Genomic DNA, 12,412 nt, shown 5'->3' on the forward strand with positions numbered 1-12,412 from the left:
GCGTGTGGGATGTCGCGACGCCCCGGCCTCTCCTGGTGTCACGCCGGTGCGACAGCGGCCTCCGCGGGGCGGGGGCGCAGCGTGACCCAGGTGGTCAGCAGGGTGGACAGCATGGTCAGCGCGGTCGCCGTGCCGATCACGCCGAGGTAGATCCAGATCGGGCCGTGCGGGAGCAGCGAGCCGTCCGTGACGAGCGTGAACGGGACGAGAGTCGTGGTGGCGACGACCGTGCCGAGGACGATGCCGATGACCGAGGCCATGCCGGCCTCGACGGACATCATCCGGAGCACCTGGCCGCGCGTGGACCCGGTCAGCCGCTGCAGGCCGAACTCACGCCGCCGCGCGGCGGTGGCCAGCACCTGGCTGTTGACCACCGAGATCGCCGTGTACGCGACGATCATGCCGGCCATCAGGTAGTTGATCCACGCGCCGATCTCCTGCTCCTCCGCGTACGCCGCGGTCAGCACGTCACGGTCGGCCACGGTGACGCCGGGCTGGTCCGCGACCAGTGCCGACAGCGACCGGGACAGCGCGTCCCCGGCGATCCCGGGCTCGGCCCGCACCATGATCTGGGCGGGCAGGCCGGACGTGGTGTGCGCGGCGACCAGGTCGGCCGGCATCAGCACGGTCTCGAAACCCGCACGCCCCGGGTAGAGGCCGACGATCCGCACGTCCACGGTGGCCCCGTCGCCCATCCGCATGGTGATCGTGTCGCCGACGCCGCGGCCGAGCGTCCGCGCGTGCTCGGCCGGCAGGGCGACGGTGTCGCCGCGCAGATCGGCGAGCCGCCCGGCGGCGAGGCGCACCGCGGTGGTCCGCGCGGCGCCGTCGGCGCTGACGCCCTGAACCACCCAGCCGTCCTCGCTCTGCGACGAGTCGTACGGCGCGACCACGTAACCGGTGGTGCTCGCGAACTCCGAGGCCGCCACGACCCCGGGCACCCGGCGCACCTCGTCCACGAGCGACGGCGGCAGGCCACCGGTCGACGAGCTGAGCACCAGGTCGGCCCGCAGGTTCTCGGCGTACGCCTGGTTGGCCACAGCGACCTGCGTGGTCTGCAGGTAGATGTTGGCCGTCGCGATGCCGGTGGCCAGCATGATCGGCGTGACGACGGCGGCCATCCGCACGGTCCGGGTCCGCGCGTTCAGCGTGGCCAGGTATCCGGCCGTGCCGCTCACCGCGCGGACCGGCCAGCGCAGCACCGCCAGCAGCACGCGGGTGATGCCCGGCGCGATCAGCGCGAGGCCGATCGCCCACAGCAGCACCGACGGCCCGGCCGTGCTGGCCGCGATCGGGCCGGTCATCACCGCGATGGTCACGATGAACAGCGCGATCCCGCCGCCGAAGCACAGCACGGCGAGGATCAGCCGGACCGCGGACAGCCAGCGCCGCTGGATCGCGGCCTCGACGAGCGCCTCGGTGGGTCGCGTGCGCGCCGCGCGGCGGGCGGCGACGAACGCGGCGGCGAGCGAGATCAGCAGCGACGAACCGACCGCGACGACCATCGGGATCCAGCCGGTGCGGAACACCATCGAGGCCGGCACCATCCCGTTGCCGGCCAGCCGGTCGAAGAGCCACTGTCCAAACGGGACACCCAGGAGCGAGCCGAGGGTGGTGGCGAACACCGACATGAGCACGGACTCGCCGATCACCATCCGGCGCAGCTGGCCGGGTGTCGTGCCGATCGCGCGCAGCAGGGCCAGCTCGCGCTGCCGCTGCTGGATCGACAGGCCCAGCGTGGTGGCCACGACGAACAGCGCGACGCTGATCGCGAGCCCCCCGAACACCGCGGACAGGACGATCAGGTTCTCGCTCGACCGGCCGGCCTCGAAGTGCTCGGCGATGCCGCGGTCGTCGCCGGTCAGGAGTGCGACCGGCGACCCGCGCAGTGCCTCGCCGACCTCGCGGGTGACGTGGCCGAGGTCGACGCCCGGCGCGGTGAGCACGCCGATGGCATCGACCTTGCCGCCGTGGCCGGCGATGCGGTCGACGTCGGCGTCGGCGAAGAACACGTCGGCGGAGCGGGTGAGGCCGGCGACCGTGAAGGTCTCGGTGCGGGCGTTGGCGGCGATCTCGACCGTGTCGCCGACCCGGTGGCCGCCGGCACCGAGCACGACCTCGCCCGGGCCGGGCGCGTGGCCGGCGGTGAGCGGGTACGGGGTGAGCGCGGCCGATGCCCAGCCGTGCCCGCCGGTGGTCGCGCCGCCGGGCAGGGTGGCCGGGAACGACACGTCACCGACGGCCGCCTCGACACCGGGCACGGCTGCGACCTTCGCCACGAGATCGCCGTCGAGCCGCGCCCGCTCGGGCAGCGCGCCCGTCTCGGCGTCCTCCTCCGGATCGGCGGGGTTCTCCTTTGGCAGCTGGTAGGACTGGCTGCCGGTGACCACGAGCGGCGCGGCCGCCAGGCGCTGGGGCGGCAGGTCGGTGCGGATGCCGGTCTCCATCAGGCCGCCGCAGGCCATCACGATCACGGCGCCGAAGGTCATCGCGAGGAACGTGGCGATGAAGGCGCCCGCGCGGAAGCGCAGCGTGCGCAGTGCGACCCGCAGCATCACCGGACTCCCGCCGGCTCGTGCTCGGCCCATGCGCCGAGGTTGGTCATCCGCTCGGCGACGCCCGCCGCGGTCGGGTCCGCGAGCTCGCCGACGAGCCGGCCGTCGGCGAGGAACACGACCCGGTCGGCGTAGGACGTGGCGACCGGGTCGTGGGTGACCATCACGACGGTCTGCCCGGCGCGGTCGACGGCGTCGCGCAGCAGGCCGAGCACGTCACGGGCGGTGCGGGTGTCGAGCGCGCCGGTCGGCTCGTCGGCGAAGATCACCGCGGGCCGGGCGACGAGGGCGCGGGCGATCGCGACCCGCTGCTGCTGGCCGCCGGAGAGCTCGCCGGGCAGGTGCCGGCGGCGGTCGCCGAGCCCGACCTGCTCGATCACGCGCCGCACCAGCTCGGGCTTGGCGCGCCGGCCGGCGAGGCGCAGCGGCAGCGTCACGTTGTCCTGCACGGTCAGTGCCGGCAGCAGGTTGAACGCCTGGAACACGAACCCGATCCGTTCGCGACGCAGCCGGGTGAGCTCCACTTCGGACAGTTCGGCGAGGTCCTGGTCGGCCACGACGACCGTGCCGCCGGTCGGCCGGTCGAGGCCGGCCGCGCAGTGCAGGAAGGTGCTCTTGCCGGAGCCGGACGGTCCCATCACCGCGGTGAAGGTTGCCCGGCCGAAGCTGATGCTCACGCCGTCCAGCGCGACCACGCTGGTGCGTTTGCCGCCATAGGTCTTGCGCACGTCGGTCAGCCTCACGACGTCCGCGCTCGTTTCGTCGATCTGTCGCACGAGACCAGCCTCGTCCGGGTGGGCCGCGGAAACACTGGTGCTGACCGGGAGGAACGGGGTAGGGCTGGCCCTACCCCAGTGGCACGGTCCAGGTCACGGTGGTGCCCGTGCGCGAGGAGGAGTCGATCTCGCAGTGGCCGCCGGCCTGGGCCGCGCGCTCCTCGAGGTGCTTGAGACCGCGGTGCGTGACGCCCTCGGGAATGCCGCACCCGTCGTCGGCGACGGTCAGCCGCAGCTCGCCGTTGCGTCCGATGTGGACCTCAACGTGGTGCGCTCCAGAGTGTCTGACCACATTGGACAGTGCTTCGCGGAGTGCGGCGCGGGTGTGGTCGGCGAGCTCGGCGGGGACGTCACGCAGGTCGCCGTCGATGGTCAGCTCGGGCGCGAAGCCGAGCAGCTCACCGGCGACCGCGACCTCACCGCGGACGGACTCGGCGAGGTCGGCGGCGAGGTCGGCCGGGTCGGCGTTGCGCAGCGCGCGGACGACCGCGCGCACGTCGGCGATGGAGGCGTCGAGCTGGTCGACGGCCTCGGCGAGCCGGGTCGCGTCCGCGCGGGCGAGCTTGCGGGCGGGCCGCCGGGCGACGAGGTCGAGCCGCATGCCGGCGGCGTAGAGCCGCTGGACGATGACGTCGTGCAGGTCGCGGGCGATTCGCTCGCGCTCCTGGTAGAGGCCGACGCGGGCGCGGGCGGTGGCGCCCTCGGCGAGGACGAGCACGAGTCCGGCCTGCGCGGCGAACGCGGTGAGCAGGTCGATCGCGGCTGCCTCGAACGGCTTGGCGCCGCGGTGGCGGTAGACGGTGAGCGCACCGAGCCGGCGCTGCGCGGTGCCGAACGGGGCGGCGGCGAAGGGGCCGTACTGGCGCAGCTCGCGGGGCACGAAGGGTGCGGTGCGGGGGTCGTCCCACACATCGTCGACGACGACGGCGACGCCGCTGCGCGCGACGCGGGCGGCCGCACTGCGCGCGGAGAGCACCAGGCCGACGGGTTCGGTGGTGGGCACGGTCGGCGTGCCATGCGCGGCCTCGACGGTGAGCGACCCGTCCTCGGCGCGCGCCATGACGAGCCCGAGGTCCGCACCGGCGAGCTCAGCGGCCCGGCGCACGACGAGCCGCAGCACCGCCGCCGGGTCGTCCCCGGACAGCGCCACCGTGGCGATCTCGGTTGCCGCGCCGAGCGCACGGGCGGCCAGGTCGGGCTCCATCGTCACGTTCACGCTAGCGCGGCACGGCTCGGCCCCGCCGCCACGCGCACCACCGGGCATCGTCACGACCACCTGTGCCATGCCAGTCGGGTCCGGTCATCGCCAGGCGGGTTCCGGCCGTTTCCGTTGGCCTGGAGCCGCATCGCCGTCGGTCGGGAACTGTCGGTGGCCTCCGGTAGCGTCGACATCGGGGGACCCCTTGGGGTGCGAATGGTCCATTCGCACCGAGTTCACCCGGCCGTGGGTGATCTCGAGGATCAGGTCGGCGTTCGCGGCTTCGTCGGCGCGGTGTGTCACGTGGACGACGGTGTTGGTCAGGGCGCGGATCTCGCGCAGCACTCCTTGCGCGGTCGGGATGTCGAGGTGCGCGGTGGGCTCGTCGAGCAGGACGAGGTCGGCGTGCGGGGCGGCGAGGAGTGCGCGGGCGAGGGCCAGGCGTTGGGCCTCGCCGCCGGACGTGGCGGCGGCGCCACCGGCGAGCCTCGTGTCGAGCCGGTCGGTCCAGTTCGGCAGGCCGGCCACGCGGAGCGCCGCCCGTAGCTCGGCGTCGGTCGCGTCGGGGTCGCCGATGCGGAGATTCTCGCGGACGGTGGTCGAGACGAGCTGCGGCTCCTGCGGGCACCAGGCGACGGCGCGCGGGATCCGGGCGGTGCCGCTCGCCGGCTGGAGGAAGCCGAGGAGCAGCGCGAGAAGCGTCGACTTCCCGGCGCCGGATGGCCCGACGACGGCGACGTGCGTGCCGGGCGGGATGTCGAGCGTGACGTCGCGCAGTGCCGGTGCGGCTCCCGGCCAGGCGACATCGACGCCACGCAGCTCGACCTGGCGTGCGTCGAGCGCTGCCTCGGGGGTCGCGGAGCGGGCAAGCGTCTGCGCGTCCTGAGTTCTGGCCAGGGTTTCGCGGAGGGCGTCGTGGTGTTGCGCGGCCGGCGGGACGAGAGCCACGACCTCGGCCAGCGCCAGCGGGAGTAGCGCGCAGACCGGCGCGAGCAGCGGGTCGAGGGTGCCGGCAGCCACCGCCGTGGCGGCCATGGCGGTGCCCGCGACGGCCGCCGCACCGGTCGACAACGTGACGACCAGGGTGGCCGCGCCGGCGCCGAATGCCTCGCGCTTCGCCGATCTCGTCAGGTCGGCGTCGTCGGTGGCGAGCTCGACGCGGTGACGGTGGTGGGCGCCGAACGCGATGAGGTCGGCGGCCGCGTCCAGCAAGGTCAGCGTGCCGGTGGCGATCCGGCGGCGGCCGGCGGCGAGCGCGGTGCCCGCATGCCGGTCGAGGGCGAGCGCGGCGGCCGGTGCACCCAGGCCGGCCGCCGCGACCGCGATGGCGAGCGTGATCGCCGCGGCCGGCAGGATCGCCAGCTGGACGAGCACGGCCACCGCGCACACGGCCGCCGCGACGAGCGGCGGGGTGAGCACGCGCGGCGTGAGGTCGCGGACGGTGTCGGTGTCGTCGACCAGGCGTGGCAGGTCGTCGCCGCTGCCGCCGGCCGGACCGCGGCGGACGAGCGTGCGCCACAGCGTCACCCGCAGGTCGCCGGCCACGCGGAACGCGGCGTCGTGCGTGACGAGGCGCTCGAGGTAGCGCAGCACGGCGCGACCGAGGCCGAACGCGCGCACGCCGACCACCGCGACGGACAGCGTGAGGATCGGCGGCTGCTGCGCGGCCTTCGCGATGAGCCACGCCGAGGTGACGGTCAGCGCGACGCCGGCCAGCAGCGCCAGCGCGCCCAGCGCGGCGCTCGCGACCAGCCGGCGGTCGAACAGTGTCCGCAGCGGCGAGCCGACGGCGGTCGCGTGGCCGGTGACGGTACCGACCGGGCCCGCCGCCACGGTGTCCGAAGTGGACTCGACGGTGCGGTGGGCCGCGAGGATGACGGCGACGCCGCTCGCGGCCGCCTGCTCGATAGCCGCCATGACCAGCCCCGCGGCGGCCGGGTCGAGGTTGGCGGTGGGCTCGTCGAGCAGGAGCAGGTCGGCACCCTGCCGGACGCGCACGAGGGCGCGCGCCACGGCGACCCGCTGCCGCTCCCCCGTGGACAGCTCGGCGACCGGGCGGTCGAGCAGGTGATCGACGGCCACGCACGCCGCGTCGGGGCACTCGCCCGTGCGGAGCGGGGAACTCGCGCGTCCCGAACCGGGAACTCGCGGGTCCCGAACGGGGGACTCGCCGGTGCGGAGCGGGGAACTCGCGGGTCCGGAAGGTTGGACACGCGGGTCGGGAGCGTTGGACTCGCGGGTCGGGAACGGGGGACTCGCGGGGCCGGAGTGGGGGACTCGCGGGTCGGGAACGGGGGACTCGCGGGCGGTGGCCAGCTCGTCGGCCACGGTGCCGCCGGCGAACCGCGGGTGCTGCGGGACCCACGCGATGCGGCGGCGCCACGCGGGCAGGTCCAGGTCGGCGAGGTCCACCCCGCCGACCTGGACCACTCCCCCGGTCGGCTCGGCGAAGCCCAGCAGCACGGCGAACAAGGTCGACTTGCCGCTCCCGCTCGGCGAGTCCAGACGGACGATCTCCCCCGGCCGGGCCGTGAGGGACAGGCCGTCGGGTGCGTTCCCGTCGCGGCGGCGGACCGTGAGACCAGCGACGACGAGGTCGCCGATGGGCGCGGCGGTGCCCGACCGGTCGCCGACCACGGGCAGCTCGGCCACCCGGCGCGCCGCCTCCAGACCGTCCTCGCTCGCGTGGTGCGCGGCGCCCGCGGCACGTAGCGGCAGGTAGCACTCCGGCGCCAGGATCAGCACGAACAGGCCGACCGCGAGCCCGAGGTCGCCGGACACCAGGCGCAGGCCGATGGTGACCGCGACCAGTGCGACCGACAGCGTCGCGATCAGCTCCAGCACCAGCGCGGACGCGAACGCGACGCGCAGCGTGCCCATCGTGGCGCGGCGGTGCGCGGCGGAGACCCGGCGGACGGCGTCGACCTGGGCGGCGGCGCGGCGGAACGCGGTGAGCACCGGCAACGCGCGCGCGAGCTCGAGCAGGTGCGCGGAGAGCCGTCCGGTCGCGTCGGCCGCCTCGGCCACGCGGTCGCGGGTGCGTAGGCCGATGAGGACGGCGAACACCGGAACGAGCGGCAGCGTCAGCACGAGCACCACGGCCGACGGCCAGTCGGCGAACAGGATCACGGCACCGATGCCGACCGGCAGGACGGCGGCGTTGACCAGTGCGGGCAGGTAGGTCGTGAAGTAGCCGTCCAGCGCGTCGAGGCCGCGGGTCGCGAGCGCGGTCAGCTCGCCGGGCCCGGCCTCCGCGATCCACTCCGGACCGGCGGCGAGGGTCCGGTCGAGCAGCACGCCCCGCAGCTCGGCCTTCGCCCCGGCGGCCGCCCGCGCCGCGACGACCTGCGTGGCCCAGCCGAGCAGCGCGCGGGCGAGCACCGCACCGGCGAGCACCCCCAGCAGCTCACCGGCCGGTGCCCCCGCCCCCGCGACGATGTCCGCGAGCACGGACGCGAGCGCCCACGCCTGCACGACGAGCGCCACCGCCCCGAGCGCACCGAGCACCGCACAGCCGGCAAGCGCCCGCCGCGCGGTGCGGGACAACGCGAGCGCGCCGAGCGGCCCGCTCATGCGCCGCCCCCCGACCCACACCCGACGGTTCGCGCCACTCGCGACCCAAACTTGTCCACAGCCCCGCACGACCAGCGGTTTTGTCGTCCCTTGCCGGTAGACTGGCGTGGTGGGGTGGCCCCCGGAGAGGGTGGGGGCCGCCATCCACGGGGCCGGATTCGCGGGGCTGGAACCGCGGGCCGGATCGTGGTTCGTCGGGCCGCTGGGCACGAGGTCCGATTCGGTAGCCGGACCACATGTGGGGCCCCTGGTCATGGGGTGCGTGCTTCCGGGATGTGGTGGGTCGCGATTCGCTTACGGAAGACCCAGTACGTCCAGCCCTGGTAGATCAGCACCGCCGGCGTGCCGAACGCGGCCACCCAGGTCATCACCGTCAGCGTGTACGGGCTCGACGCCGTGTCCGCGATCGACAGCGAGTACGCCGGGTCCACTGTGGACGGCAGGACGTCCGGGTACAGCGCGCCGAACAGGGTCACCACCGACGCCGTCAGCGCGACGCCGAGCAGGGCGAACGTCTGGCCCTCGCGGCCGGTCCGCAGGCGTAGCCAGGCAGCGGCGGCCGCGAGCCCCACCACCGCCAGCGTCGCCCAGGTCCAGCCCGACCCCTCCCGCAGCTGCACCACCACCAGCACGGCGGCCAGCGGCGCGAGCGCGGCCGGCGCGATCCCCAGCGCGAGCCGGCGAGCCCGGTCCCGGAGCGGGCCGGACGTCTTCAGCGCGACGAACACCGCGCCGTGCACCAGCGCGAAGCCGGCCACGCCGAGCGCCCCGAGCAGCGTGTCCCAGCGCACCGCCGCGAACGCCGCGCCGACCCGATTCCCGTCCGCGTCCAGCGGCAGGCCCAGCACGTTCCACGACAGCACCAGCCCGACACCCAACGCGGCGACCGCCGACCCGCCAGTGATCACCGTGTCCCACACCGCCCGCCAGCGCGCGGAGTCGACCTTCCCCCGGTACTCGAACGCCACGCCGCGGCCGATGAGCGCCAGCAGGAACAGCAGCAGCGGCAGGTACGCCGCGCTGAACAGGCCCGCGTACCAGCCCGGGAACGCCGCGAACGTCGCGCCGGCGGCGACGATCAGCCACACCTCGTTGCCGTCCCACACCGGGCCGATCGTGTTGATCAGCACCCGCCGCTCGGCCTCGTCCCGACCGAGTACGCGCAACAGCATGCCCACGCCGAAGTCGAAGCCCTCCAGGAACAGGTAGCCGAGCCACAGCACGGCGATGATCAGGAACCAGACGGTCGCGAGATCCATGGCATGCCCCGAATCAGTAGGCGAACGACAGGACGGCGTCGTCGCGTCTGGACGGCTCACCGGAAGGCGGCAGCACGGCGGCGACTCCGCCCCGCACGTACCGGCGGATCAGGAACACCTCGATCACGGCGAGCACGCCGTAGACCAGCGTCAACGCGATCAGCGACGTGAGCACCTCGCCGGCCGAGAGCCCGGACACCGCCCGCGCGGTGAACATCCACACACCGTCCACACCGGACGGGTTGGGTGCGACGACGAACGGCTGGCGGCCCATCTCGGTGAAGATCCAGCCGAAGCTGTTGGCCAGGAACGGGGTCGCGATGCCGGCCAGGGCCAGCCGCGGGAACCAGCGCGACCGCGGCACCCGGCCCCGCCGGGTCAGCCACAGCACGGCGACGCCGACGAGCACGGCGAGCGCACCGAACCCGACCATCAGCCGGAAGCCCCAGTACGTGACCGGCAGGTTCGGCACGTAGTCGATCGGCCTGCCGGACAGCTCACCCAGCCTCGGGTCCTGCGGGTAGAACTCGCCGTAGCGCTCCCGGTACTGCTCGACCAGGTCGGTCACGCCGGTGACCTTCGAGTCGAGGTCGTTGTTGGCCAGGAACGACAGCAGCGCCGGCACCGTGATCGACTTGACGTTCTCGCAGTCCGGGCTGGACACGTCGCCGACCGCGAACACGGAGAACCCGGCCGGCTGCTCGGTGTGGCACAACGCCTCCGCCGAGGCCATCTTCATCGGCTGCTGCCGGAACATCAGCTTCGACTGCTGGTCCCCGCTGACCACGAGCGCCACGAACGCGACCACCCCGACCCACGCGCCCAGCCGGATCGACGAGCGCCACACGTCGGAGTCCGAAGTGGACCGCCACAGGTGCCATGCCGCGATGCCCACCAGGAACGTGCCGGCCACCGCGAACGCGCCCGCGATCGCGTGCGGGAAGGCCGCCAGCACCGTGGAGTTGCCCAGCACCGCCCAGATCGAGGTCAGCCGCGGCCGGCCGTCCACCAGCTCGACGCCGACCGGATGCTGCATCCACGAGTTCGCCGCGAGAATGAAGTACGCGGACGCGATGGTGGCCAGGGAGAACGCCCACGCGCACGCCAGGTGCGCGCGGCGCGGCAGCCGGTCCCAGCCGAAGATCCACAGGCCGAGGAACGTGGACTCCACGAAGAACGCGACGAGCCCCTCCATGGCCAGCGGCGCGCCGAACACGTCGCCGACGAACCGCGAGTACTCGTTCCAGGCCATGCCGAACTGGAACTCCTGGACGATGCCGGTGACCACGCCCATCGCGAAGTTGATCAGCAGCAGCTTGCCCCAGAACTTCGTCATCGCGAGGTAGCGGCGGTCGCCGGTACGCACCCACGCCGTCTGCATGCCCGCGACCAGCAGCGACAGGCCGATCGTGAGCGGCACCATCAGGAAGTGGTAGACGGTGGTGATTCCGAACTGCCACCGCGCGAGGTCCAGGACGTCCACGCCGACCACGCTCCTCCGCGAGACCCGGCACGGGCAGGTCCCCGGGTCCCGCTCGGACGGGACCTTGGTCCTGTGACCAGCGCGACCCGGACGGTGCGCCCCGGAGCCGGTAGAGTGGCCTACGCCAGAGGGGAGTAGTTCCCGCGGCGGGCCACGGCCCGCCCGGCGAGGACATCGACATACTGACTCGCTCGCGAGTCCGGTGCCTCACCCGCTGCGAGTGGGCGAACGAGACCTCCGGCCGGCATGTGACCATGCCCGGCCGGAGTCGTGCCGCCTCCGACCGGGCTCGATCCGGAGAGGGGGCACCGTCCACATGGAACATTGGTTGCTCGCATTCGTCTCGGCGTACGTCGCCGTGTTCCTGCTCGAGCTCCCGGACAAGACGACCGCGCTGACCCTGGTGCTGTCCAGCCGGTTCCGCGGCCGGCCGGTGCTCGCAGGCGCCGCGCTGGCGTTCGCGCTGCAGGCCGTGATCGCGGTCGCGCTGGGCAGTGCGATCCGGCTGCTGCCGGAGCGGCTCGTGGCCGGGGCGATCGCCGTGCTGTTCGCGGTGGGCGCGTTCCTGCTGCTGCGGGAGAGCCTGGCCAACGACCCCGACGAGGCCGACGCGGCCGCATCCGGCGCGCGGGCGAACACGTCGTTCTCACGCGCTGCGATGGTCTCGTTCGGCACGCTGTTCCTCACCGAGTGGGGCGACGCGTCGCAGGTGACCGCGGTGGGCGTGGCCGCCCGGTACTCGAGCCCGGTGGCCGTGGGCCTCGGGGCGTTCCTCGCGCTGATGAGCGTCACGGTGATCGCGCTGCTGGTGGGGCGCAAGCTGCGGGCGCGGGTGCCGGCGCACCTCATCCAGCGCGGCGCGGCGGCGCTGTTCGCCGGGTTCGCGGTGGTGGCGGCGGTGCAGGCGGTCTTCTAGCCGCGTTCCCGGCGCAGTGCCGTGGCGAGGTCGCCGGTGGTGTTGACCATGGCGACGAGGAAGTCCGCGAGGTGCTCGCGGGTCACGTCGAGCTCGCCGCGCAGCCAGCTGACGAAGACCTCCAGCGTGCCGCTGACGAGGGTGAGTGCGCCGAGCTCGCGGTCCTTTCGCGGCGCGGCGCGCTCGCCGAGGATCTCGGTGGCCTGGTCGGCGACGATCCGGGACAGCGTCCGGAGCATCTCGCGGCGGCGGCCGCGCAGCGCCTCGTGCGGGGCGAACATGAGGTGGCCGCGGCGCGGGTCGGCGATGAAGAAGTCGATCCCGGCCTCGACGACCGCGCGGACGCGCGCGTCCGGGCTCGTGTGCTCGATGGTGCGGCGCAGCGTTCGCAGCGCGTCGGCCGCGATGTCGTCGCGGGTGGCGAGCAGGAGGGCGTCGCGGTCCGGGAAGCTCTCGTAGAAGTAGCGGTCGTTGAGCCGCGCGCGGACGCAGACCGCGCGGACGGTGACCCGGTCCCAGCCGCCGTCGGCGACGAGGTCGAGGGCGGCGTCGGTCAGGGCCTTGCGTCGCCGGGCCCGCCGTTCCGCGCTCGTCACGCCGCCGTAGGTGCGTTGGGCCACCCGTGGAGTCTATCCTCTATCTGGTGACGTCC

8 protein-coding genes are annotated in these 12,412 nt (G+C 74.1%); 1 reads left to right on the forward strand and 7 read right to left on the reverse strand.

What is annotated here, in order from left to right:
• Positions 1 to 38: 38 nt before the first annotated feature.
• The 6 genes from ACRDTB_RS01845 to ACRDTB_RS01870 form a co-directional block, all read right to left on the reverse strand.
• Positions 39 to 2,588, reverse strand: coding sequence for an FtsX-like permease family protein (locus ACRDTB_RS01845; protein WP_431428074.1), 2,550 nt, complete (start codon positions 2,586 to 2,588; stop codon positions 39 to 41).
• The gene (locus ACRDTB_RS01850; protein ID WP_431428075.1) at positions 2,555 to 3,331 is read right to left on the reverse strand and encodes an ABC transporter ATP-binding protein; all 777 of its coding nucleotides are present in this window, start codon (positions 3,329 to 3,331) and stop codon (positions 2,555 to 2,557) included. The genes ACRDTB_RS01845 and ACRDTB_RS01850 overlap by 34 nt, the downstream gene beginning before the upstream one ends.
• 70 nt (positions 3,332 to 3,401) lie before the next feature.
• Complete coding sequence (locus tag ACRDTB_RS01855) at positions 3,402 to 4,535, reverse strand: GAF domain-containing sensor histidine kinase (RefSeq protein ID WP_431428236.1); 1,134 nt, start codon at positions 4,533 to 4,535, stop codon at positions 3,402 to 3,404.
• A 96-nt stretch (positions 4,536 to 4,631) separates the two neighbouring features.
• On the reverse strand, positions 4,632 to 8,102 hold the full coding sequence (gene cydC, locus ACRDTB_RS01860) for a thiol reductant ABC exporter subunit CydC (protein ID WP_431428076.1): 3,471 nt from the start codon (positions 8,100 to 8,102) through the stop codon (positions 4,632 to 4,634).
• A 251-nt stretch (positions 8,103 to 8,353) separates the two neighbouring features.
• Entirely contained in the window at positions 8,354 to 9,361 is a 1,008-nt protein-coding gene (cydB, locus tag ACRDTB_RS01865) for a cytochrome d ubiquinol oxidase subunit II (RefSeq protein ID WP_431428077.1), read from the reverse strand.
• Between the two features lie 13 nt (positions 9,362 to 9,374).
• The gene (locus ACRDTB_RS01870) at positions 9,375 to 10,844 is read right to left on the reverse strand and encodes a cytochrome ubiquinol oxidase subunit I (protein WP_431428078.1); all 1,470 of its coding nucleotides are present in this window, start codon (positions 10,842 to 10,844) and stop codon (positions 9,375 to 9,377) included.
• A 328-nt stretch (positions 10,845 to 11,172) separates the two neighbouring features.
• Between ACRDTB_RS01870 and ACRDTB_RS01875 the strand changes: the two genes are divergently transcribed.
• Entirely contained in the window at positions 11,173 to 11,760 is a 588-nt protein-coding gene (locus ACRDTB_RS01875) for a TMEM165/GDT1 family protein (RefSeq protein ID WP_431428079.1), read from the forward strand.
• Here the strand turns inward: ACRDTB_RS01875 and ACRDTB_RS01880 are convergent.
• Positions 11,757 to 12,380 (reverse strand): TetR/AcrR family transcriptional regulator, encoded by a 624-nt coding sequence (locus tag ACRDTB_RS01880; RefSeq protein WP_431428080.1) that lies wholly within the window; start codon positions 12,378 to 12,380, stop codon positions 11,757 to 11,759. The two genes, ACRDTB_RS01875 and ACRDTB_RS01880, sit on opposite strands and share 4 nt — an antisense overlap.
• Between the last annotated feature and the right edge of the window lie 32 nt (positions 12,381 to 12,412).

Source organism: Actinophytocola sp. (assembly GCF_050699935.1).
In the GTDB taxonomy this organism is placed as follows: domain Bacteria; phylum Actinomycetota; class Actinomycetes; order Mycobacteriales; family Pseudonocardiaceae; genus Actinophytocola.